We start from the raw sequence: 23082 nt of genomic DNA on the forward strand, positions 1-23082 counted from the left end.
TATTGTTGCAGAATGCAACAATAGTAAAATTTATCAAACATTGCTCATTATGAAATCATTTTTTTTGTTGACGTTGATTGGAGGACTTGCCTTTACTAACGCTGTTGGTCAACCGCCAAAAAGTGCTGCGGGTGGAATGACCGTAACTACAACTTACGGACAGCTTGAAGGGGTAAAGGAAGCCAGTGGTATTTTTGCTTTTAAGGGAATCCCGTTTGCCGCTCCGCCGGTTGGAGAACTCAGGTGGAAAGAGCCTCAGCCACTGAAAAAATGGGATGGTGTCCGCCGTGCTGTAGCGTTCGGCCCCAGGGCTATGCAGAAGCCTATTTTCGGGGATATGGGATTTCGCTCGGATGGAGAAAGTGAAGACTGTCTATATCTCAATGTATGGACCCCTGCAAAATCACCGAAAGAGAAATTACCGGTACTGGTTTATTTTTATGGTGGTGGTTTTATGGCGGGTGATGGTTCAGAATCCCGTTATGATGGAGAACAAATGGCCAAAAAAGGAATAGTATCTCTTACAGTGAACTATCGCCTTGGTGTCTTTGGTTTTTTCACCCATCCGGAATTAACGAAAGAATCTCCGCATAAGGCTTCAGGTAATTACGGACTATTGGATCAACAGGCTGCACTGGCGTGGGTGAAAGAAAACATTGCTGCATTTGGCGGCGATCCGAACAGGGTCACCATTGCCGGTGAGTCAGCCGGATCCATCGCGGTGAGCGCATTAATGGCTTCACCATTGTCAAAAAACCTGATAGCAGGCGCCATCGGTGAAAGTGGTTCCATCATGGGAACCCTTACGCCAGTTGCACTTCCTGAAGCGGAGAAGATCTGCCTTCAGTTTGCAGACGGGCTCGGTGCGAGTTCCCTTGCGGCCTTAAGGGCAATGCCGGCAAGTCAGTTGCTTGACGCTACTGTAAAGCCCGGAGCTCCAAGATTTCCGATAGTTATTGACGGATATTTTCTTCCTAAACAACCCCTGGCCATTTTTGCTGCAGGTGAGCAGGCTAAAGTTCCTTTACTGGTTGGCTGGAACTCTGAAGAAATGACTTACCGGATGTTATTGGGGGCAGAGATTCCGACTCCGGAAAATTACCGGAAAGCGGTTGAAAAAATGTACGGTGAGAAAGCCGAAGAAGTGTTGAAGCTTTATCCTGCCACAACCCAGGAGGAAGTGGTGCAAAGCGCTACCGATCTCGCAGGCGACAGATTCATTGGTTTCAGTACCTGGAAGTGGTCAGACATGCAGGCAAAAACGGGAAGCAAACCAGTATATCGATATTATTTCACGCGTCCAAGGCCGGCAATGAATGCTTCAATGGGCAATGCAACTCCGGGCCTAGCCGGCGGAGTTGTTAAAAATTCAGATGCACCGAAGCCACCCCCGGCACGCGGAGCCGTCCATTCCGCAGAAATCGAATATGCGATGGGTAACCTGGCAGGTAATAAAGTCTATGCATGGACGCCCGATGATTATAAGGTGTCGAAGGTAATGCTCGAGTACTTCGCAAACTTTGTAAAAACCGGCGATCCCAATGGAAAGGGATTACCGAAATGGCCAAAAGTAGGACCCAATGATGCTGACGTAATGATCATAGATGTTAATACCAGAGCAGAAAAAGAAAAAAACCGAAGCCGATATTTGTTTCTTGATCAGGCTGCGGCAAAGTAGGTCCGGCTTTTCGGAATAGTGACATCGTTTAGAACCGGCTTCATCAAAGTATAATACTGCCCGGCACCACCAGTGCCGGGTTTTTTACGTCTTCATACAATTATCATTTGATAAGTGTTTATTCCTGCTTATGTATGCAGTTTGTATTGATGCAATCATGTAATTTGGCAGCGAATACTAATTGCTTAACCTCGACGCGAATTTCGCTTCTAAGAAACCAGAGAAAGTTCAATGAAACAGTTCACAACTGTGACGCTGCTACTATTGTTATGCGCAGTAGTCACCTCATGTAAGAAAGGCTCCAACCTCAGTGCCCGGGAAAAGCAGGAACTCGACGAACAAAGGGCGATATTATTACCAAATGAAATCAGGGAGCAGGAGGGCATCAGGTTCATTCTTAATTATGACCAGCAAAACGCCAGCATCGCACTGAAACTTTACAGGGGCGTCGGAACCGCGTTAACTCCTATACAGCTGGACCAGGAACAACCATTTGTGAATTATTCGGTACTCACCGATTCTTTACAGGAAAATTCAGAATTCACCATCCAGGCAGAGTTTTCCAGGGTAATCCAGGCAGGTACATTTGACATCACGGTCATAGGTTTCACAAACCTCAATACTTCAAAGAGGTTTACGGTGTCAGGTCTGCCATTTTCGTCCACAAGCCAGGGATCTTTTAAAAGCATTTTAAGGATGAAAAAAGGATTGACGCGATATTCTTTTTACAGTTTTCAATAAAAGAAAATAAGGATTTTATCAGTTGTACCGCGAATCGGAATTCTACAACTCTGAGCCGGCTTGATTATTTTAGCACTCAAAATAATCAAACCGCTTTCATGAAAATAGCTACCTATAACGTCAATGGAGTCAATGGCCGGCTTCCCGTTCTGCTCAGATGGCTCGAAGAAGCAAAACCTGATGTGGTTTGTTTGCAGGAGTTAAAAGCGCCCCAGGAAAAATTTCCGGAGACTGCCATTCGTGACCTGGGCTATCATGCTATCTGGCACGGACAAAAAAGCTGGAACGGTGTGGCTATTCTTTCCAAAAAAATAAAGCCTGAAGAAGTGAGAAGAGCGCTTCCCGGTGATCCGGAAGACAGTCACAGCCGCTATATTGAGGCGCTGATTGGTGACATTGTAATCGGCTGCCTGTATCTTCCTAACGGCAACCCGGCACCGGGGCCCAAGTTTGATTACAAACTTGCATGGTTTAAACGTTTGCATGCACATGCAAAAAAGTTGTTGGCCCAGGAGGTACCGGCAATACTTGCAGGCGACTACAATGTTATGCCCACTGAGCTTGATGTATATAAACCTGAACGCTGGCTGGATGACGCTTTGTTCAGACCCGAGGTGCGTTCGGCATATAAAAAACTTGTTGCCCTTGGCTGGACCGACGCGATCCGGACACTTTATCCCGACCAGGTCATTTATACGTTCTGGGACTACTTCCGTAATGCCTATGCACGCAACGCTGGTTTGAGGATTGATCATTTTTTGCTGAGTGAGCAGATCAGTCATCGACTTGTTCGTGGCGGCGTAGATCGTCATGTGCGGGGCTGGGAGAAAACCAGCGATCATGCGCCGACCTGGATCGAGCTGAAAAATAAATAATCGCTTACTCACTGTGTCATAAAGTCAGCAAAATTAATCTGGTGAAAAGTTTGTGATTGCAAAGGATGCTCCAGACAATATCATTTGCCCCAGGCACAGACAAATATTTACTTGATGCATACAGTGAAACCGTAAGTGCTGCATCCGGGCAGGCAGCAGATGCTGTAGTACATATCATTGTTGAAAAAACAGAAAAGAACCGGCAGACAGGTCAAAAATCTAAAACTGCAGGCAGCGGAACCGGCTTCATTATCAGCAGTGATGGCTATATCGTAACCAATAACCATGTAATAGAAAACGCCTCTTCTATCAAAGTGATCCTTACTAGCGGGGCAGAGGTGGTTGCCCAGCTTACCGGCAGGGATGCCAGTACTGACCTGGCCGTGATCAAGATCCATGAATTTGGTTTGAAAAGTCTTCGTTTTGCCGACAGCAAACAGTTAAAACCCGGCCAGATCGCCATCGCCATCGGGAATCCGATGGGTTTACAGTTTACGGTTACTGTAGGAGTGGTAAGCGCCCTTGGAAGAACCCTCAGAGCATCGAATGGAAAACTTATCGATGATATCATACAGACAGATGCTGCGCTTAACCCGGGAAATAGTGGCGGCCCACTGCTAAACAGCAGTGGCCATGTTATAGGAGTGAACACCGCTATCATTAACGGGGGGCAGGGTCTTTGTTTCGCTGTCAGCAGTAACATCGCCGCTTACGTTGCAGGAAAACTTATTCTTGAAGGCAGGGTCAGGCGGGCATTTCTTGGTATCGCCGGCAATACGGTCAACCTTACCGAAAGAATGATCTCATCAAACAGGTTATCCGTAAAAACTGGTATTTATGTCAGTGAAGTGGTAAGAGATGCTCCTGCTATTAATGAACCAATACATGTCGGTGATATTATCGTGTCATTCAATGACCAGCCGGTAGCAGGTATTGATGAACTGCATGGTAAACTTAAGGCGGAAATGATCGGCGAATATGTGCAGCTCGGCGTGTTGCGTGACGGGTATAAAACCGAGCTCACAGTGATGCCGGGCGAATCGCAGTGATGCGTGGGAGTTAAGGGCTTTGTTAAATCGCACTAAACCAGGAGCATTTCCCGGCAGCAGGCTGGCTGGATGCAAACAATACGAGGAGGGATTTGTTGATACACAACAACTAGAAGTTGATACATAAGAAATATAATGATTATCACATGCTGAAAATACCTATATCTGTCCTTGAGCTGGCGACCATAACCGAAGGTGGAAATGCTGCCAGTGCTATAGAAGGCACTGTGGCAGTGGCAAGGCACGCCGAATCACTAGGCTATTCAAGAATCTGGATGGCAGAACACCATAATATGGAACATATTGCCAGCTCTGCCACTGCAATACTAATTGGTCATGTAGCCGGAAAAACCAACAAGATCAGGGTGGGCTCCGGCGGCATCATGTTACCCAATCATACACCGCTGGTCATTGCTGAACAATTTGGCACGCTGGAAACATTGTATAACGGCCGGATTGATCTCGGGCTTGGACGTGCCCCGGGCACTGACCAGGCAACTGCGGCCGCCCTCAGGCGTAACAATATGAACACGTCTTACACTTTCCCGACGGATATCAGGGAACTCCAGACTTATTTCAGCTCACGTAATAGCAGTTCAAGGGTCCGGGCCTTCCCTGCTGAGGGTTTAGATGTCCCGATATGGATTCTTGGTTCAAGTACTGACAGTGCACATCTTGCGGCCCAGATGGGTTTGCCCTACGCTTTTGCCGCGCATTTTGCCCCCGCACAGTTTAAAGCGGCTATCAATATTTACCGTCAGGAATTTCGTCCTTCAGCACAACTGGATAAACCTTATGTGTTGGCTTGTGTGAATATAATGGCAGCAGATACAGATGAAGAAGCTGAATTTTTGTCAACCAGTCTGTACAGGATGTTTCTGGGTATCCTTACTAACAGCCGTCTGCCTTTACAACCGCCTGCGCCATTGGGTCCTGAGTTCCAGTCTCCCGAAGTAAGACATGCTGTTGACAGCATGACGTCCTGTACTTTCACAGGAAGCGAAGAAACACTACGTGAAAAACTTTCCGTGTTTATAGCAGAAACAGGGATCGATGAACTGATGGCTGCCAGCCATATCTACGACATGCAGGCTAAGCTTAAATCGTTCTCAATTCTAAAGCAAGCCATGACCGTTAAAGAATTTAGCCCCAGTGTAACCGCCGGATAGATCCATCCACAGGTTCAAAATGCATTGATGTCTACCTTGGCAGCTTTGATCGATTTTGTCTTAGTATCGGTCCAGGCAAAAAATATGGCGGATCCACTTTTTGTCATTTGCGGAAATCCACTTGCCCTTGCTTGAGAAGACTGTGCGATAGTTAATGGAGCATCTTTGCCACCGCCCCGATGGACTTTTGCTGCTTGTATTTTTGCACCTTCCAGCCAGGAAACTACTGCCGTGGCGCTATCTATCATCAACAGGTCCACGCGGCCCGTGGCACTGGATTCGTTTACCCTGACCGGTTCTTCAAAACTTTCTCCCCCATTATCGGAGAAAGCAACCTTTACCTCCCCGGAATCGCTTTTTACGGTGAACCATGCCGCGGCAAGGGAATTACCGATAGCATCGGCGCGGGGTCCGTTTACCGGGCATCCCTCTATTTTGTAATTATCGGCATATATGATCGCCGGCGCTGTCCATTCCCCGTTTACCAACCTGGCCGATCCCATATCACGTACTTCTGACGCGGACCGGTCCCTATAGATGACAACCGGACCTTGCTTACCCATCGTGATACTCGTCTGGCAACAATCACAAACACGATCATCAATCTCCCATTCTTTTTCTTTCGTGCCGTCACTACCTAACAGGGCGGCCCTGAGAGTCATCTGACCATGATGACCCTCGTGACCGGTTCCGGAATTATCAACGGTATTTCTTCCGTCAAGCCACGACACGAAGTACCTCTCCCCGTAGGGGACCACTGACAAAAACCCGTGTTCAGCCTTCTTACCATCCTGGTTTAATAATCGTGGTTTCGACCAGGTTTTTCCCAAATCATCAGAGGTGAGATATTTCACATCATAAGTATATGCGCCGGAATCACTTTTCTCAAGGTAAAGTGCCAATAAGTGGTTTGTTCCGGTAGCAGCTATCACCGGGTAATCTGCCCAGTTGACAAACCAGTTGTTACCAGAAGCGATAGTAACTGGCACTGACCATTTTTTGTTTGCAAAGGTGGAGAAACGAAAATGATAAGATTTATCTTTTTTTTCAATCCAGGAAAGGTAGACCAAGCCATTTTTATCCGTGAAGAGAAACGGTTCGCCACTCGAATCGGTTGCGGGTGACTGCAGCATCGCTACGGCTGGCCGGACCTTCGCATCATCAGTCCTGCTATTGTCAGCACATCCATAACATAACACTGCCACGCCGATGACCAGAAGAATCTTATTTATCATTACCATGATTAAGCAGTATTTTAAATTATTTTTTATCATGTTGTCCAGCAGTTGAAATGTCGATTGTTATAAGATGGAAAGTACATCATTTTAACGGTCTGCGATGTCAGACGCAAAATTGAATATTATGGAAGAATACATGTTAATTTTCAGGCATGAAGATGGGACGAAGGTTGCCTCACCCGAACAGATCCAGGAATGGATGAAACAAACGATGGATTGGATAGGCGGCATAGCTGCCCGCAATCAATTCAGTCATGGCAACGGGTTGCCATTTGAGGACAGCCGCGTAGTGTGGCATAACAATGTGGTAACTAACGGGCCTTTCGGAGATATTAAAGAAACGATTGGCGGATACATCGTGGTCAAAGCTGGTTCAATAGACGAAGCAGTCGAATTCGCCAAAGGTTCACCTGTGCTGAATGGCGAAGGGAACAGTGTCGAAGTGAGAAAAATCGCAAAAGGGGACGGAGTTCATTAAATGTAACATGGCCATTGTACCATAAAGGTGCAGTGGCTTTATCAATTGAGTAGTGAAAAACGAGATTATACCCGGCCTGTTTAAAACGGAGTTCAGCAAGATTTGTTCGGTACTTTGTAAACACCTGGGCATTGATCATCTCGCTACGGCGGAAGATCTTGCGAGCGAAACATTTTTGTCTGCACTTGAAACCTGGCCTTATAAAGGTGTTCCTGAAAACCCAACTGCGTGGTTGTATACGGTTGCAAAAAACAAGGCGCGCAATCTTATAACCCGGCAACTACTGTTTAAGTCAAAAATTGCGCGCGAAATATCATCGTCAGCGGTGAATAATGAACTGCCGGATGCGGACCTATCCGATTCAAATATCGCGGATAGCCAGCTACAGATGTTATTCGTAATTTGTGAACCATCACTGCCTGTCGATTCGCAGATAGGGCTTGCCTTGCGGATCCTTTGCGGTTTCGGTATTGATGAAATCGCGACCGCTTTTTTAACAAGCAGGGAAACCATTAATAAAAGACTCTTCAGGGCGAGGGAGAAATTAAGAAACAATAACCAGGAAATCCGGTTTCCATCTGAAACGGAGCTGACAACGCGTATTCAACCTGTATTGAAGACGCTTTATCTGCTCTTCAACGAAGGTTACTATTCAGAAAGCGGTGATGAAATCATACGCGAGGAACTTTCTCTTGAAGCAATGCGATTGACCCAATTGCTGATTAATAACAATCATACAAATCATCCGGCTGTCAGGGCATTATTTGCGATGATGTGTTTTCATTCTTCAAGATTCGCCGCGCGAACGGGTGACACCAGCCAGGTCATTCTTTATAGTGAGCAGGATGAAATTCTTTGGAATCACGAACTCATTGCCCGCGGTGTGTACTGGATGCACCAGGCTGCGCAAGGTGAAAGTTATTCTATTTACCATCTTGAGGCAGCCATAGCATACTGGCATACAAATAAAGCGGACCTGAATGAAAAATGGGAGAATATTTTACAGCTATACAACCGGTTATTGCAGGTGCAATATTCCCCCGTGGCGGCCCTCAACCGAACCTTTGCTTTATACAAAGTAAGAGGGAAAACAGTGGCCATTTCCGAAGCGCTGAAACTGAACCTTGAAGGAAACAGATTTTATCATGCATTACTCGGTGAGTTATACACCGGCACCGATAGCCTCAAGGCAAAGGAGCAGTTTCAAAAAGCAATAAATCTTAGCAGCCAGGATGCCGAAAAAAACTCACTGCAAAAGAAACTGGATTCACTTTGAAAAAATATTTTATTATTTACTTCAACCCTTGGCCAACAACTCATCACTCTTTTTTGCATATCTTGTCTGCACATGCTTGCCGTATTATCTAAAAAACGCTGGTACCACTTAATACCTGTTGTGTTTATTACTTATAGTCTTGCCTATCTCGATCGGGCCAACTTTTCTTTTGGAGTTGCCGGTGGCATGGCTAAAGACCTTCAGATCACCGCTGCTACTTCATCGTTATTAGGTTCGCTTTTTTTCCTCGGGTATTTTTTCTTCCAGATCCCCGGGGCACATTATGCAGCAAAGCGAAGCGCGAAGAAACTGGTATTCTGGTCACTGATTATGTGGGGTTCTCTTGCAGCTGCAACCGGCATTGTAAGCAATGTCAGCTGGCTGATCGTGATACGATTCATGCTAGGGGTTGTTGAAAGTGCGGTAATGCCGGCTATGCTTATTTTTCTGAGCCGTTGGTTCACTAAATCTGAACGCTCAAGGGCAAACGCTTTTTTGATACTCGGAAATCCGGTAACCATTTTGTGGATGTCTATCCTTTCAGGTTATCTTCTGAACTCCTTTGGATGGAGATGGATGTTCATCATTCAGGGTATCCCTGCAATCCTCTGGGCATTCCTGTGGTGGATACTTGTGGAAGATCAGCCCCGCGATGTGAAATGGCTTGAGCAGGCTGAAAAAGAAGCACTGGAGACCGCACTTAGCCGTGAACAGCAGGGGTTGAAACCTGTCAAAAACTACGCTGCAGTATTCAAATCTAAAACGGTGATCCTTTTGTCGCTTCAATATGCCTGCTGGAGCATCGGTGTATATGGTTTCGTAATGTGGTTGCCTTCAATCATTAAGTCGGCGCCCGATATCGATATTATCACCACCGGATGGTATTCATCTCTTCCTTATGTATTTGCTGTGATCGGCATGCTGACCGCTTCATATTTTTCAGACAAAACATTAAACAGGAAGATCTTCGTATGGCCATTCCTGTTGGTAGCTGCTATTGCCTTTTATGCTTCTTACCTTATAGGCCCGGGCGACTTTTGGTTGTCTTTTATTTTACTGATTATCGCCGGTACCGCGATGTATGCACCGTACGGACCTTTTTTCGCAATCATTCCAGAAATTCTTCCACAGAACGTTGCGGGGGTTGCTATGGCACTCATTAACAGCTTTGGGGCCCTCGGATCATTTGCCGGCGCTTACATTGTCGGACGTCTGAATGCAGACACCGGGGGTTATGGGGCATCTTATATTTTTATGTCAATGGCCCTGTTGATTTCTGCGCTGATCACAATGATAGCAGTTAAAACGAAGTAGTAATTAACCCCGTTTCAAGGCCTTGATGAGTTCCCTGACTACTGCATCCAGCTTTCTGCTGTCGATCCAGCGAACAACCATCACCAATTCATTCGTGGGATCAACGTAAATAATATTTGCACCATTTCCCAGGTGTATAAAGGCATTAGCCGGGGCGGAAGGCAATAGCTTTTTATCCCGGTTCAGGTACCAGTTCATAAATCCATACCCTGCTTTAACCGGGGTAGGGGTGAGTGCCTGGTTTACCCAGTCCTGGCTGATCAGTTGCTTATCTTTCCATTTTCCCTTGTTCATTGTCAGCAGGCCAAAGCGCGCCATATCATAAGCATTGATGATCATCCCACCGCCCCAATGTCCACCTCCACTCACACTTTGAACGGCATGGCCATCAACAACTATCCACCCATTGGTATAACCGGTCCATCTCCAGGTTGTTGAAGCGCCGATGGGATCCATAATTTTTTCTTTTAGTACCTCAGGTAACGGTCTGCGCCAAACGCTGGTAGCCGCCAGGGCAAGGGCATTTACCCGGACATCATTATATTCCCATACTGATCCGGATTTGTGACGTTGCCGGTTTTTCCAGTCAGCCTTACTGCTATCCGGCCGGTCGGCCCATTCCGGCTTTCCCCAAAGGCTCCCTTCCCAATCGCTGGTCTGCCGGAGCATATCATTCCAGGTGATGGTCCTGTTATGTCCGGTGGAAAACAAATCAAGCAGTTCCGGACTTCTACCGTCCGCATTGTGCATGTTCAACGTTTCGACGGGAGGAACATAAGGCCCAACCCGGTCATTGACATTCCTGATCAGTCCCTTGTCTACCGCAAGACCAACGATGGTACTCAGAAAGCTCTTGGTTACACTATGGGTCATATCACATCTCGAAGGGTCGCCCCATGTTTTCACGATATAACCTTTGTAGACGATCACGCCGGTTGCTTCCCCGCGATCCGGCATCGGCCCGATAATTTCCCCAAAGGGTTCCTTCCCGAATGTCGCCGCCTGTTCATCTTTCAGAATACGTGAGCTTTTGGACTCATTCGACATTGCGAATGCCATTACAGAGTCAATAGCCGCAGCGTTAAGGCCAAGTGAACCTGGAGCACGGATTTCCCAATCACCAGCCGGAGGAAAATATGACGATGCGGCCACACGTTGACCCTGTTGTGCATAGACATTATTCCCCATGCATACGAAAGCCAGCACCAGGCTTAAAAAAGTATACGCGTGCCGTTTAGTTGACCTTTCCAATGATTGCTATTTTATGCCGGGAAGTTAACACATTAGGAGTTGAGTCCGGTTTCATACAAACATTCCGGAGCGGGAAAGTGTAAAGGGTTCGGCTTGGCTTATTTATTGCCTGCCTATCGAAACTCTTGTATGAAACAATGGCAACAACGGGTTATTGTGATCACCGGGGCATCCAGCGGCACCGGTAGGGCAATAGCAACAAAACTGGCAACTATGAAACCTGTTCTCGTGCTGGCTGCACGCCGCGAAAAAGCACTGGAAGAAGTGGCTGCAGAATGCCGCGAGTCCGGAGCAAGGGTACATGTTGTAGCCACAGATACCCGTAATGCAAATGAAGTTCAGCACCTGGCTGAAATCGCGTCAGGCATTTCAGGGTATATTGATGTTTGGATAAATAATGCCGGAGTGCTGGCTGCAGGGGCCCTGGAAGATGTACCACCTGCGGTAAATGAGCAGGTTATTCTTACAAATCTTGTTGGTTATATAAACGGTGCCCATGAAGTGATACCTTATTTCAAAAGGCAGGGTTATGGCATACTGTTCAATAACATATCGGTAGGAGGATGGTTTCCGACTCCCTATGCCGCGGCTTATTCTGCCAGTAAATATGGTTTAAGAGGATATTCTGAATCTCTTAAAGGAGAACTGAGTAACTATGCAAATATTCATGTCGTAGACCTTTATCCGGCCTTCCTTGATACCCCGGGTATTCAGCACGCGGCGAATTATACCGGTAAAGTGATCAAACCTGCACCACCGGTGTATGATCCTTTCAAGGTGGCGGAAGCCATCATCAGGCTTATCGACAATCCTAAAGCCACAAAAACCATTGGTGCTTCTGCAGGTTTTCTGAAACTCGCGTATGCACTGTTTCCAAAATTAAGCAGGAATATAACGGCCATGGTAATACGTAAATATATCAGCCAGGCTGAGCCGATCAGGCATACTGCAGGCAATACGCTGCAACCACTCGAGTATGGGACAAGTATCCACGGTGGTTGGGATAAAAAGGTCAATCCACGAAAATCTGTAATCACGGCAGCAGTATTAGCAGCAGTGACGGCTGGCATCATAACTTATAACAGGAGTAGTTCAGCAAGATAAATTGTCATTCATTTTTACGGTCACCAAGTTTCCAATTACCGGGCTTACCCGGCTCAGCCCTTTTTTTTCCCATAGGTATTACCGGGGGACTCTGCAGATTATTCTTTTTGTTTAAAAATTCCTGCACTTCCTGCGAATACCGGCTTAGCTGAACAATATTAAAGTACTTCAGGTCCCTGTATACCCCGTTTGCTTTCATTTCATATTGATTCCACAGCTTATCGATCGGTTCCTCTTCCAAAACCCTGACCGCGCTGATGGATTTACCGTTTGACGGCACTATAGTAATCTGGTAAAAAGCAGTTTTCATTTCCTGAGTTGATTGCTAAATTATTTAGTATTCCGGAGCCGGCAAAATAATCTTTGAGACTAGACCGGTAGAACCGCAATAGCAAGTGTACAAAGGCCTGCTCTAACTTACTCGGACTTGATTTTTTTGTATAATAAGAAATGTTGAATAGGCAAAAAATCGCCTTTGATATCAGGTTCAAATCCATGGACACGCATCTCTTTGTTCAACTGGGCCACGGTCATCTTATGTAGGGGTTTGATGGGAACAGCAGGATCTTCTCCCCGGTATTCAATTAATAAAATTCTTCCAGTCGGTTTAAGACTCAGGTTTATCGATCGGATGATTTCTTTTGGCCAGGAAAGTTCGTGGTAAACATCAACCATGATCGCAAGATCAACTGTGTTGGGAGGCAAATTAACATTCAGTGTATCGCCTGTTACGATCTCAAGATTTGATATATTCATTTCCTTCCTGCGTTTATTCAGAATAGCAATCAACTCATCCTGAATCTCGACAGCATACACTTTTCCCTGGGGAACCTTCCGGGCAATGCGAAAAGAATAATATCCTGTACCTGCGCCAATATCCGCCACAACGCCTCCCGGTTTTAATTTCATGTTTTTGATGGCCAGCTCAGCGTTTTCTTCCTGTTGCCTCTCTGGTCTTTCCAACCATTCTGCACCGGCTGCACCCATAACAAACGCAATCTCTCTTCCCATAAAATATTTGCCGGTTCCATCGCGGGTCCCCTTATCATAAACATAGGACGTGTCTGCGGATTTGCCGTTTGCTTTTGCCGGAGATGACTGACCATGGCAGGACAGGGTAAGCATTAGTGATAAGAATAGCGCAATGTTTTTCATACAAATCCTATACATAATTAACGTGCAGTTTGTTGATAGATCCTGATGTTGGGATAGTTTATTTCGATGTATTCCATGGGAGGATGGCAATGCGAAGAACATGCTATCGAACCGGCCGGGGGTTAGTTTTGGATTGAAGTGAAACAGATTTAGCGGGGATAATTTTCTATATCTTTAGACTGATAAGCCTTTAATGTATGAAGCTAATAACGATTGTATTTTTCCTTGCCACAGTCTACTGTTGTTCTACAGCGAAAAAAACCACGGCAAAGGATGGCTGGATCCCGCTCTTCGATGGTAAGACCCTGTCTGGCTGGAGGGTAAATGAAAATGACTCTACATTTTCCATTGAAAATGGTGCAATTAAAGTGAACGGCCGTATTTCACATATATTTTATGAGGGGCCCGTTATGAACCATAACTTTAAGAATTTTGAATTCAAGGCCCGGGTCATGACCACACCAGGATCTAATTCAGGTATATATTTTCATACGGCGTTTAAGCCGAAGGGATTTCCTTCAAAAGGTTATGAAGTCCAGGTGAATAATTCGCACACCGACTGGCGCCGGACCGGCAGCCTCTATGCTGTGCAGGATGTAAGGAAAACTTATGTCAGGGATGATGAATGGTATACAGAGTATATAAAGGTCCAGGGAAAAAACATCACCATAAAGATCAACGATTCTACGGTAGTAGAATATACTGAACCCGATGGCATTGAAAATACAAAGGGCCGGGCTGAAAAGCGGCTGGGAAACGGGACCTTTGCCTTACAGGGTCACGATCCCAAAAGCAAGGTTTATTATAAAGACATCTTTGTAAAACCGTTGCCTGACTAGTCGGCCGGGATCTACCGGTATCCCTGTGCCTGCAACTGGAACAGTTCGGCATACCGGCCCTCCAGGTCCAGGAGTTCTTCGTGGGTTCCTGATTCGATCAGGTGTCCTTTTTCAAGCACAAGGATTCGGTCCGCCATCCTCACAGTGGAAAACCGATGCGAGATCAACACGGCAGATTTTCCCTCGGTAAGTTCTGCAAAACGCTGAAACACTTCATACTCCGCCCTGGCATCCAGTGCGCTTGTAGGCTCATCCAGTATCAGCAACTGTGCATCTTTCATATACGCGCGGGCTAGTGCGACCTTCTGCCATTCACCACCTGATAATTCCACGCCATTATTAAAACGCCTGCCAAGAGCCTGGTCGTATTGTCCGGGTAACTTCAGGGCCAATAAATCCGCCAGGCTCTTTTCAGCGGCGCTCCTGATAAGTGGCCGGTTTTGTTCCTCCGCGATGTTTCCCACCGCGATATTCTGAGCGAGGCTCATCTGGTACCGGAGATAGTCCTGGAAGATAATGCCCATATTCATACGAAGATCCTTCAGATCGTACTCTCTCAAGTCAATTCCGTCCAATAATATTCGTCCCTCAACCGGGTCATACAGCCTGGCCAGCAGTTTGACCAGCGTCGTTTTGCCAGCACCGTTCTCGCCGACAAGGGCAAGCTTTTCGCGCGGATGGAGTGTAAAATTCAAATGCCGGTTTGCCCATCTGTCTGAGTGAAGATACCGGAACCCAACGTTTTCAAACCGAAAGCCCTCCCTGATTGGATTCGGAAAAGGCAGAGGATTGCCGGAGACCTTGATTTTCGGTTCGATCCCAAAAAAATCAAAAAAATCGCGGAGGTAAATGGCACCCTGGGAAACGCTGGTAAAGCGGTTAAGTATTCCTTCGAGTAACGACCTGAGTTGCCTGAATGAACCGGCAAGAAATGTGAGGTCACCGATTGACAACTGGCCGCGGGCGGTTTTGAGGATCATTATCACGTAGGCCGTGTAATAACCCACGCTGCCGATGATGGCAAAAAAAGTACCCCATAAAGATCTTTTGATCGTCAGCTTTTTGTTGTCGATGTAAAACTTATCGGAAAGCGTTTTGAACCTGTCAATCAGGAAACCGGACAGGTTAAAGATCTTTACTTCCTTGGCAGTTTCATCACTCGCCCCGAGGTACCTGACATAGTCGAGTTCCCTCCGCTCAGGGGTTTGGCCACGGCTCAGCGCATAACTACGGTCATTGAAATAAGACTCTCCAAGGAAGGCAGGAACTATCGCAATAATCAGCAATAGGATCAACCACGGATTAAAAGTCATCAATCCGGCAGCAAGAAAACCCATGGTGATAAAATCCTGTACCTGGGTCAGCACCTGGGAAAGAAGTACAGTTCTTCCAACGGTTTGTTGCCTCGCGCGTTCAAGCTTATCGTAAAATGCCGAATCCTCGAACTGGTCAAGATCAAGGGTAGCAGCGTGCTCCATAATGGAAATCGAGGTATGATTGGAGAACTGAACGCCAAGCATGGTATCGACCAGGCTGATTGCCCTGCTCAGGGCATCCGATAAAATGGCCAGTCCAAACTCTGCTGCCACCAGTTGCCATAACCAGGTATTGGTATTCCCTGTACTTCCGGCACTCAACCTGACCACTTCATCGATTATCAGTTTGCCAACATATAGTATTGCAACGGGCATTGCTGATTTTGCAATACGAAGCAAAGCATTTGCAACCGTGAGCCAGCGATTAGTTTGCCAGACAAGGGTAAAAAAACGTGGGAGATTTTTTAGCGCCGCATATTTTTCTTTGAGAGAGGGCCTTTCAGTAATTATATTCTTTGATCTCCGTTCATGGGGAGCTCCCGGCTTCATCATCCTGCAAATTTAAGCAAACCGCGGTTCGGATAACCCGTTCACCAGCTTCTTTAATAATACAGCATTGTCAAACGCAGAACCGATCGTATTGTTGAAGTAAGCATAGACGTCCTTGCCTTTCCTTAGCCATTTCTGGATTTGCTTCGCCTGTTGAGCCAGAAACTCGTCAGGATAAGAATCACGGTAATCGCCTTTTTCACCATGGAACCGCATGTACACGAAGTCTGCTTCTGTAAGATGTTCCGTTACCCTGGAAGCAGGTATATCATGAATGACCATCGCGGCATCATATTCGTTAAGCAGCTCGTAGATTTCACGAAAGTACCAGCTGCTGTGCCTGAACTCAACAGCGATTCGCCATTTCTCACCGTGATCTGAAAGACGGATATCATTGAGCAGATCAAACACTTCACCCGACCGCTCTGCCCTTATACTGGCGGGGAACTGTATCAACATACAACCCCGGTTTCCTGCTAAATGACCGGCAGCATACATAAATCTCTGGAGATCTTCTGGCTGATACACCAGTTTATTATGTGTCATTCCTTTCCAGAGTTTCACAGTAAATGTAAAATCCGGGCTCACCTCCTTAGTCCATCTCTCAAAAGTCCGGGGAAGTGGTACTTTGTAAAAACTACTGTTTACTTCAAGGCTGTTGAATAAAGTTGAGTAATAATGAAGCCGGCTTTTCGCCCGGTATTCATCGGGAAAACTTGCCCGGTTTCCAGGCAACACAATATTGCTTGTACCGATATAAAGTTTACCCGTGTGTGGCTTTGGCATCTACTATCGAATTATGATCTTGAGTATATGAAAAAGAGTTCAACAAGTGTGCCCCGACACCTGCTAAACTCTATAGACGTATTCTTTAAATCGAAACAGTTCAATTCGCTGTGATCACTTCGCGTCTTGTTTTATCTGATCCCTGAGTGCCCGGGCTCTTGAAGAGGTCAGATAGATCTGGAACCCAACAGAAAAGTTCAGATCGTTCGAGGTGGGTTTTGTACCGAATCCAATAATACCGTTATACTTCAGCAATGCTTCAAGACCGATATTAGGAGTAAGAAAATACGCAATACCGGGACCGATACCAAGTCCAAGACCATTCGTATTGTCGCCGGTAGCCGGGTTATCACCGTTGATGCCCACGTTACCTTCAACAAACACGCGTGAATGGCGTATCAACTCAGCAGATGACCCCTCAAAGTAATAACGGCTAAGTGCGCCAACTCCATATTGAACGCTGGCACCTTCGCCCTTCGCTGTTGTTAATCCTGTCAGCAGGTATGCACCAACCGCAACATTATCGCGGATAAAGAATGCTATTTTGGGACGAATGAGAAAGGAGAAATTGCCACCCTCATCAAGACCAAGATTAACATTGGCGAGGTCGGCACCGATGAGGATATTTCCCCGCTGGATCTGGGCACTTACCGAAACAGAGAATAAGCTGATAAACACGATAAGGCAAATAAAATTTCTTTTCATACACTTCCTTTTTTTGGTTTGAACAGATACTCATAAATATTATGCCTTCCAACACGATTACCGGAACCATACATGTTGTTCTCAGTGTACAACATGTAGGGTTAGTGATACAGGTGGGGTGGAGGATTGGAAAAATACAGGTTGGCAGGATCGGTTCTTTCGCTTACATTAACTTTATTATTTACTTTAATGGATATCGTCAATATGGCAAACATCGAGCACATCAATTACATTAAGGTTCCGGCAGCGGTTGTGTACGAAGCATTAACCACCCAGGATGGGCTTGGAAAGGTGTGGACAAACAAGCTTATTGTAAAGCCTCATATCAACTTCATTAATCAGTTTGATTTTGATGATAATTATGGGACGAAGATGAAGGTGATTGAATTATCAGAATATCAAAAAGTCGTATGGCATTGTGTGGAATCGGATGCAGAATGGGTGGGAACGGAGATCTCCTTTGAATTGACTGAAACGGACAAGGTAACCTCCATTGTTTTAAAACATACAGGGTGGAAAGAAGTCACTGAGTTTTATCGTTGGTGCAACTATAACTGGGCGATGTTCCTGTTGAGTCTGAAAAGTTACTGCGAAAAGGGAAAGGGAGAAGTGTACCAGGAGAGATCATTCTGACAATATTTTTAAGTTATTCTTTCCTGAAAATAATTACGTCCAGTTTCCGGCGGATGGTGAAGCCAAGCGATTCGTATAATGCCAAAGCATTGTGGTTATCCGTCTTGACATGAAGCATTGGTTTCCGGCCTTCCTGGCGAATCAAGCCGATCTGATGTAAGATAAGGCTACGGGCATAACCCTTCCCCTGGTGATGGGGATGGGTGCAAACAGCACTTATTTCCGCATATTCATGAACCTGCAAACGCTGACCGGCCATTGCAACTAACTGTTTACCGACAAATACACCATAGAAATTTCCGAACTCAATAGTCCTTACATTGAAAGGACCCGGGTTAGTAAGCTTCGCAAGGGTTAACATTGCGGGTACGTCTTTTACACCGAGTGATACCAACATAATATCTACGGCGCTTTTATTTGCGGTGCCTGCGTTCTTATCATTATCGCCCGCAATCTTATCATTATTATGGATCATCTGGTAAATCTCAGCCCCGGGTAATGGGATCCAGGGATCTACTACATCAACCTTATGAGGTACAAAAGTTGCCCTCACGCTGCCAGAGGGCAACATTTCGTGTAACTCCTTAAAATGTTTCAGGGAGAAGCTCCGGAAACCAGCAAAAGTAGTTATCTCATCAGGAAAATATTTTACCTCGTCACTCCCAAGTGCAAGATGTTTGTTTCCTGACTGCAGCCCTTCCCAGATCGGGTTGTCCAACACATGATCCATGTAAAACCTTATTAACAATAATTAAGGGGTCAAATGTAGTTATATAGCACTGTAAACGTCTCTGTGGCCCGATTATGGCAGCATATATATTTTGAACGGAGGTACCGCAGTTACATAGCGGTGTATTTAAGAACAATCTTCCCCGTTTTTTATGTTCTCTGCACTTTTACCTCAAACCATTATTTATTATGACTTGTAAAATTTTATTACCTGCTTTTCTTATTGTTTTTACCTCTTTGAGTTTCACAAACGGATATTCCCAGGATTCTACCAAATCGCTTAAAAAACAACAGCAGATTCTTACCGTCGAAAAACGACTGGTCGACAATAAGCTAAAATTAGAAACACTGCAAAAGTCTCTTATTGAGAAATCGGATGACCTGGACAAATCGATGAGTGATGTACAGGCATCTGCTGATAAAAACCAGGATGCGGCTAATGTGTTACAGGACAACGCAACCAGTAAAAAAAATTCGCGCCGTGCTAAGAATGCCGCAAAAGATGCAAAGCGTACAGCAAAGCAGGCCAGGAAAGCCGAGGGCCGCAAAAGCGGAGTAGAAGGCGATATCGAAAGCCTTGAGAAGACGATCCGGAATGATGAGTCTGAGTTACAGAAACTGAGATCAGAAAGTAGTTCCGGATAGAGTCAAGACATTCATATGAAAATCATCTGAACTTACCGGGTCAGTTGATTAATGATACCAGCCCTGTTAATACGGGGCTTTTTTTATTCAAGTATACCCTTGCAAACACGTTTTCAGTAAAGACGGGATATTATTTTCTATTACATCTCCAACTTTGTTGGCCTCCGATCCTTCGTAAGAACTGATAGCTACCCACACTCACCTTTCTATACGCAACTATCCAATACATTTATCATACTCCGAACACTTTCCGCATCCATGTGTATATCCCTATCGCACACTGATGTGGTGAATATATTCCCCGCTCCTGATCTTCAATAATTTAATTGAGATATTCAAGGTCTGCAGGCAGCGAATATATCAAATGCTTTGTCCATTTGTATTGCACCACCTTTTCCTCATTGCCAAATGAAATCATACTATGAAAAGAAAATTCTTTTTACCAGTACTAACTGTATTGTTTTTCTTTTTTTCACTTTCAACACTATTCGCTCAGCAAACTATTAATGGAACACTAAGGGCACCTACCGGTGACGCTATCGTGGGGGCCACTGTAAATGTCAAAGGCACCGATAGGGCGGTAATCACGGATGCTAACGGTCGCTTTTCAATAAGCGCCGACTCCGGAGCCACCCTGGTTGTCAGTTTTGTTGGTTTCCAGCCAAAAGAAATCCTGGTTACCGGTGCAACTATAAACGAAGTGTTGCAGGTAGCTGCAAACTCGCTTAACGAAGTAGTTGTGATTGGATACCAGGCCGTGAGGAAACGCGATCTCACAGGGGCCACAAGCGTTGTCAATACACAAAACACACAGCGACTTGTCTCGCGTTCACTACCCGAACAGCTGCAGGGCCAGGCGGCAGGGGTCTTGGTAAGAACGGGTGGCGCCCCCGGTCAGGAAGCGGTTGTTAATATCCGTGGCCTAAGCACTGTCTTTGGTTCTGGTAGCCCGCTTTATGTAATTGATGGAATGTTCAGCGATCCGAATACAACAGTTAATCCAAACGATATAGAAAGCATACAGGTATTGAAAGATGCTTCAGCTGCCGCCATTTATGGGTCGAGGGCTGGAAATGGTGTTATTATCATCACAACAAAAAAGGGCAGGGAGGGACCCTTGAAAGTTTCTGGCTCTATTCGCTACAGCAGAACCTCTGTTCCGAAAACATATGACATGCTCAGCGGTCCTGAATATGTTGCCGTAAACAAACAGGCTTATCAGAATGCAGGTTACGCTTTGCAAAACGACGTGGCAAACTATAACGGTATCAATACCGATTGGGCTGATATTATTTTAAACAACGGATCAATCCAGGATTATAATCTGACATTATCGGGTGGAGGTAAGAATTCCAGTATTTTGGTTTCCGGTTCTTATTTTAAAGATGTGGGAACCTTACTCGGGCACAGCTTCGAACGTGCTGCTTTAAGAATTAATTCGGAAGCTTCAAGGGGACGTTTCAAGATCACAGAAAATCTTATGTTGTCTAATTCAAACCGGAATAGCCCTCAACAAGGAAACTTTGAAGTAGGCAATCCCTGGTATGACCTTTTCAATAACCTGCCAATACTACCGGTACAGGATCCGAAATATATTACTACTGCAAATCCTTCCGGCTATGCGTTCGGAAGCAATGATGCCAGGACGTTTTCCCGCAACCCTGTGGCCATTGCGGATCTTTGGAACGTGAAGTCGAGCTTCTTTAAAGTAATAGGAAACATATACCTTGACATAAGACTTGCCAGCTTCCTTTCTTACCGCTTCAATATTGCCGGTGAAACAAGTTTCGATCGCACAAGCACGATCCGTGAGACAGGAATCTGGTACCAGAACCAGGCCGAGAAACCTAGTTCTGTTGATGATGCCAGGGGCCAATACCTCAGCACATTGCTTGAGCATACATTAAATTTTAATAAGAATTTTGGTGAACACTCTTTTTCCGCAGTGGCCGGTCTGTCTGACCAGGTCATCAGGGATGATGGTAACCTCGCCAGCCGAACAAATCTTTCAACTTACGGCGGCACTACGTTTACAACTATCAATTCAGCCGGTGGAGCTTTCGGTGCCGGAGGGTCAGAAGGAAAGACATATATCAACTCATATTTCGGACGACTGAACTATAATTTTTCTGACAAATACCTGGCATCATTCACATTCCGTTCCGATAAAAATTCACTTTTTTCCCCGAATGAAAGAAGAGGATATTTTCCTTCAGGAGCACTTGCCTGGAGAATAAGCAAAGAAGAATTTTTTAAGTCCGGCCTCATCTCAGATCTAAAGCTGAGAGGTTCTTATGGTGTCCTCGGGATCGCTGGCTTTCCGCCAGGCAATGCAGGCCGTTACCAATATACTGGTTACCTGAACCAGGCTCCACGTGCGGTGTTTGGCAGCGATCAGCAATCATACCCCGGAGCAACACAAACAAGACTGGTATATGAAAATCTTAAATGGGAAGAAAAAAAGACTGCTAATATCGGCGTGGATATAGCACTTCTCGATAATACAATTGTTGCAACCGTCGAAGCGTTTCGTTCAAGGACCGACGATGTTTTGATAGAGCAACCGTTGCCCCGATATCTTGGAAACATCGGTGCAAATCCTATCGTCAATCTTGGAGAGATCGAAAACCGGGGCATCGAGGTTGAACTTGGGTACCGGCCAAGGGCTGCTGGTGACTGGCGATGGAACGTAAGTGCGAACGTTAGTTTTATAAGGAATGAAATTATTGAGTTAGGAAATCTTGGAATCGATCCGGAAACAGGTAATCCAAGAGAATATATTCAATCAGGCAATACGCGCTCCCAGGTGGGAAGATCAATAGGGGAATATTATGTTCTCCGAACCAACGGGCTGTTTCAAACACAAAAAGAAATTGATGATCACAAAGCCCAGGCTTCATATGCAAAGCCAGGCGACATCAGGTACCTGAACCTGGTAGATGGTGGAACAAATGACGACATCAATGATAAGGACCGCCAGTTTGCAGGCTCACCCTGGCCGAAAGTGACAACTGGTGTCCAATTTAATTTGTCGTATAAGTCTTTTGCTTTGAACGTCCAGTTGTATGGTGCCTTCGGTCATAAAATATACAACGATGTGATCAGGGACTTTGATGCGATGGGTTACAGCAATTATCGCAGCGGGCTTGAATACTGGACAGCTTCCAATCCAAACACAGGAACACCAAGACTGGGAGTATCTTACTCTACGGGTCAACCCGGCGATCCGCAGGTTGACAGGGGAGTTGTCTCCAATGCAAGAGCAAATTCCGACAGGTGGATAGAAGACGGTTCATACCTCAGGATAAGAAACCTTGAACTCGGTTATACTTTCCCGTCAGGTCTCTTAGGAAAAATACATGCAACAGAATCACGAATCTATATCAGCGGTCAGAATCTTTTGACAATAACGCGTTACCAGGGACTTGATCCCGATATTGTCGGCGCAAATGCTAATCTTGAACCGGGAGTTGACAATGGAAACTACCCCGCGTCAAGAGTGTTGACTATCGGTCTGACCATCGGTTTTTGATTTCTAATGCTTAAAAAAAT

General features: G+C 45.7%; 21 protein-coding genes. 13 read left to right on the forward strand and 8 right to left on the reverse strand.

Annotated elements, in window-relative coordinates; all coding sequences use genetic code 11:
- Nucleotides 1-49: 49 nt before the first annotated feature.
- From ACX0G7_RS00285 to ACX0G7_RS00305, 5 genes are all read left to right on the forward strand, one after another.
- The gene (locus ACX0G7_RS00285) at nucleotides 50-1678 is read left to right on the forward strand and encodes a carboxylesterase/lipase family protein (RefSeq protein WP_458921393.1); all 1629 of its coding nucleotides are present in this window, start codon (nucleotides 50-52) and stop codon (nucleotides 1676-1678) included.
- 231 nt (nucleotides 1679-1909) lie between these two features.
- Complete coding sequence (locus ACX0G7_RS00290) at nucleotides 1910-2419, forward strand: hypothetical protein (RefSeq protein WP_458921394.1); 510 nt, start codon at nucleotides 1910-1912, stop codon at nucleotides 2417-2419.
- A 98-nt stretch (nucleotides 2420-2517) separates the two neighbouring features.
- Nucleotides 2518-3294, forward strand: a complete 777-nt coding sequence (xth, locus tag ACX0G7_RS00295) for an exodeoxyribonuclease III (RefSeq protein WP_458921395.1) — start codon at nucleotides 2518-2520, stop codon at nucleotides 3292-3294.
- Nucleotides 3295-3359: 65 nt separating this feature from the next.
- A complete protein-coding gene (locus ACX0G7_RS00300; RefSeq protein WP_458921396.1) occupies nucleotides 3360-4343 on the forward strand; it encodes a S1C family serine protease in 984 nt (327 codons plus the stop codon).
- A gap of 146 nt (nucleotides 4344-4489) precedes the next feature.
- Nucleotides 4490-5512, forward strand: coding sequence for an LLM class flavin-dependent oxidoreductase (locus tag ACX0G7_RS00305; protein ID WP_458921397.1), 1023 nt, complete (start codon nucleotides 4490-4492; stop codon nucleotides 5510-5512).
- A gap of 14 nt (nucleotides 5513-5526) precedes the next feature.
- Here ACX0G7_RS00305 and ACX0G7_RS00310 read toward each other — a convergent pair whose 3' ends face one another.
- Nucleotides 5527-6747 (reverse strand): sialidase family protein, encoded by a 1221-nt coding sequence (locus ACX0G7_RS00310; protein WP_458921398.1) that lies wholly within the window; start codon nucleotides 6745-6747, stop codon nucleotides 5527-5529.
- A 103-nt stretch (nucleotides 6748-6850) separates the two neighbouring features.
- Here ACX0G7_RS00310 and ACX0G7_RS00315 point away from each other — a divergent pair, with 103 nt between their 5' ends.
- From ACX0G7_RS00315 to ACX0G7_RS00325, 3 genes are all read left to right on the forward strand, one after another.
- Nucleotides 6851-7228, forward strand: coding sequence for a YciI family protein (locus ACX0G7_RS00315; RefSeq protein WP_458921399.1), 378 nt, complete (start codon nucleotides 6851-6853; stop codon nucleotides 7226-7228).
- 52 nt (nucleotides 7229-7280) lie between these two features.
- The gene (locus ACX0G7_RS00320; protein ID WP_458921400.1) at nucleotides 7281-8504 is read left to right on the forward strand and encodes an RNA polymerase sigma factor; all 1224 of its coding nucleotides are present in this window, start codon (nucleotides 7281-7283) and stop codon (nucleotides 8502-8504) included.
- A gap of 120 nt (nucleotides 8505-8624) precedes the next feature.
- Nucleotides 8625-9818, forward strand: a complete 1194-nt coding sequence (locus ACX0G7_RS00325; protein ID WP_458921401.1) for an MFS transporter — start codon at nucleotides 8625-8627, stop codon at nucleotides 9816-9818.
- 3 nt (nucleotides 9819-9821) lie between these two features.
- Here ACX0G7_RS00325 and ACX0G7_RS00330 read toward each other — a convergent pair whose 3' ends face one another.
- Nucleotides 9822-11069 (reverse strand): serine hydrolase domain-containing protein, encoded by a 1248-nt coding sequence (locus ACX0G7_RS00330; protein WP_458921402.1) that lies wholly within the window; start codon nucleotides 11067-11069, stop codon nucleotides 9822-9824.
- Nucleotides 11070-11198: 129 nt separating this feature from the next.
- On the opposite strand from ACX0G7_RS00330, the gene ACX0G7_RS00335 reads away from it, so the two are divergent.
- A complete protein-coding gene (locus ACX0G7_RS00335) occupies nucleotides 11199-12173 on the forward strand; it encodes an SDR family oxidoreductase (protein ID WP_458921403.1) in 975 nt (324 codons plus the stop codon).
- A gap of 4 nt (nucleotides 12174-12177) precedes the next feature.
- Here ACX0G7_RS00335 and ACX0G7_RS00340 read toward each other — a convergent pair whose 3' ends face one another.
- Complete coding sequence (locus tag ACX0G7_RS00340; protein ID WP_458921404.1) at nucleotides 12178-12483, reverse strand: hypothetical protein; 306 nt, start codon at nucleotides 12481-12483, stop codon at nucleotides 12178-12180.
- A 107-nt stretch (nucleotides 12484-12590) separates the two neighbouring features.
- Nucleotides 12591-13328, reverse strand: coding sequence for a class I SAM-dependent methyltransferase (locus tag ACX0G7_RS00345; protein ID WP_458921405.1), 738 nt, complete (start codon nucleotides 13326-13328; stop codon nucleotides 12591-12593).
- Nucleotides 13329-13525: 197 nt separating this feature from the next.
- Between ACX0G7_RS00345 and ACX0G7_RS00350 the strand changes: the two genes are divergently transcribed.
- Nucleotides 13526-14167, forward strand: a complete 642-nt coding sequence (locus ACX0G7_RS00350) for a 3-keto-disaccharide hydrolase (protein WP_458921406.1) — start codon at nucleotides 13526-13528, stop codon at nucleotides 14165-14167.
- 11 nt (nucleotides 14168-14178) lie between these two features.
- Here ACX0G7_RS00350 and ACX0G7_RS00355 read toward each other — a convergent pair whose 3' ends face one another.
- From ACX0G7_RS00355 to ACX0G7_RS00365, 3 genes are all read right to left on the reverse strand, one after another.
- Entirely contained in the window at nucleotides 14179-16035 is a 1857-nt protein-coding gene (locus tag ACX0G7_RS00355; RefSeq protein ID WP_458921407.1) for an ABC transporter ATP-binding protein, read from the reverse strand.
- Between the two features lie 9 nt (nucleotides 16036-16044).
- A complete protein-coding gene (locus tag ACX0G7_RS00360) occupies nucleotides 16045-16818 on the reverse strand; it encodes a DUF72 domain-containing protein (protein ID WP_458921408.1) in 774 nt (257 codons plus the stop codon).
- Nucleotides 16819-16932: 114 nt separating this feature from the next.
- Nucleotides 16933-17523 (reverse strand): hypothetical protein, encoded by a 591-nt coding sequence (locus ACX0G7_RS00365; RefSeq protein ID WP_458921409.1) that lies wholly within the window; start codon nucleotides 17521-17523, stop codon nucleotides 16933-16935.
- A 189-nt stretch (nucleotides 17524-17712) separates the two neighbouring features.
- On the opposite strand from ACX0G7_RS00365, the gene ACX0G7_RS00370 reads away from it, so the two are divergent.
- A complete protein-coding gene (locus ACX0G7_RS00370) occupies nucleotides 17713-18156 on the forward strand; it encodes an SRPBCC family protein (RefSeq protein WP_458921410.1) in 444 nt (147 codons plus the stop codon).
- Between the two features lie 13 nt (nucleotides 18157-18169).
- On the opposite strand, the gene ACX0G7_RS00375 is transcribed toward ACX0G7_RS00370, so the two are convergent.
- A complete protein-coding gene (locus ACX0G7_RS00375; protein WP_458921411.1) occupies nucleotides 18170-18886 on the reverse strand; it encodes a GNAT family N-acetyltransferase in 717 nt (238 codons plus the stop codon).
- A gap of 188 nt (nucleotides 18887-19074) precedes the next feature.
- Here ACX0G7_RS00375 and ACX0G7_RS00380 point away from each other — a divergent pair, with 188 nt between their 5' ends.
- Together ACX0G7_RS00380 and ACX0G7_RS00385 are read left to right on the forward strand one after the other, a co-directional pair.
- Nucleotides 19075-19530, forward strand: a complete 456-nt coding sequence (locus ACX0G7_RS00380; protein ID WP_458921412.1) for a hypothetical protein — start codon at nucleotides 19075-19077, stop codon at nucleotides 19528-19530.
- A 421-nt stretch (nucleotides 19531-19951) separates the two neighbouring features.
- Nucleotides 19952-23062, forward strand: a complete 3111-nt coding sequence (locus ACX0G7_RS00385; protein ID WP_458921413.1) for a SusC/RagA family TonB-linked outer membrane protein — start codon at nucleotides 19952-19954, stop codon at nucleotides 23060-23062.
- The last annotated feature ends 20 nt before the right edge of the window (nucleotides 23063-23082 follow it).

The sequence above is a fragment of the Flavitalea antarctica genome (genome assembly GCF_054461535.1).

Excerpts from the sequence above, each read along its gene's own strand:
- ACX0G7_RS00285 (WP_458921393.1), top strand. The coding sequence starts at position 50 with ATGAAATCATTTTTTTTGTTGACGTTGATTGGAGGACTTGCCTTTACT.
- ACX0G7_RS00290 (WP_458921394.1), top strand. The coding sequence starts at position 1,910 with ATGAAACAGTTCACAACTGTGACGCTGCTACTATTGTTATGCGCAGTA.
- xth (WP_458921395.1), top strand. The coding sequence starts at position 2,518 with ATGAAAATAGCTACCTATAACGTCAATGGAGTCAATGGCCGGCTTCCC.
- ACX0G7_RS00300 (WP_458921396.1), top strand. The coding sequence starts at position 3,360 with ATGCTCCAGACAATATCATTTGCCCCAGGCACAGACAAATATTTACTT.
- ACX0G7_RS00305 (WP_458921397.1), top strand. The coding sequence starts at position 4,490 with ATGCTGAAAATACCTATATCTGTCCTTGAGCTGGCGACCATAACCGAA.
- ACX0G7_RS00310 (WP_458921398.1), bottom strand. The coding sequence starts at position 6,747 with ATGATAAATAAGATTCTTCTGGTCATCGGCGTGGCAGTGTTATGTTAT.
- ACX0G7_RS00315 (WP_458921399.1), top strand. The coding sequence starts at position 6,851 with ATGTCAGACGCAAAATTGAATATTATGGAAGAATACATGTTAATTTTC.
- ACX0G7_RS00335 (WP_458921403.1), top strand. The coding sequence starts at position 11,199 with ATGAAACAATGGCAACAACGGGTTATTGTGATCACCGGGGCATCCAGC.
- ACX0G7_RS00340 (WP_458921404.1), bottom strand. The coding sequence starts at position 12,483 with ATGAAAACTGCTTTTTACCAGATTACTATAGTGCCGTCAAACGGTAAA.
- ACX0G7_RS00345 (WP_458921405.1), bottom strand. The coding sequence starts at position 13,328 with ATGAAAAACATTGCGCTATTCTTATCACTAATGCTTACCCTGTCCTGC.
- ACX0G7_RS00350 (WP_458921406.1), top strand. The coding sequence starts at position 13,526 with ATGAAGCTAATAACGATTGTATTTTTCCTTGCCACAGTCTACTGTTGT.
- ACX0G7_RS00355 (WP_458921407.1), bottom strand. The coding sequence starts at position 16,035 with ATGATGAAGCCGGGAGCTCCCCATGAACGGAGATCAAAGAATATAATT.
- ACX0G7_RS00360 (WP_458921408.1), bottom strand. The coding sequence starts at position 16,818 with ATGCCAAAGCCACACACGGGTAAACTTTATATCGGTACAAGCAATATT.
- ACX0G7_RS00365 (WP_458921409.1), bottom strand. The coding sequence starts at position 17,523 with ATGAAAAGAAATTTTATTTGCCTTATCGTGTTTATCAGCTTATTCTCT.
- ACX0G7_RS00370 (WP_458921410.1), top strand. The coding sequence starts at position 17,713 with ATGGATATCGTCAATATGGCAAACATCGAGCACATCAATTACATTAAG.
- ACX0G7_RS00375 (WP_458921411.1), bottom strand. The coding sequence starts at position 18,886 with ATGGATCATGTGTTGGACAACCCGATCTGGGAAGGGCTGCAGTCAGGA.
- ACX0G7_RS00380 (WP_458921412.1), top strand. The coding sequence starts at position 19,075 with ATGACTTGTAAAATTTTATTACCTGCTTTTCTTATTGTTTTTACCTCT.
- ACX0G7_RS00385 (WP_458921413.1), top strand. The coding sequence starts at position 19,952 with ATGAAAAGAAAATTCTTTTTACCAGTACTAACTGTATTGTTTTTCTTT.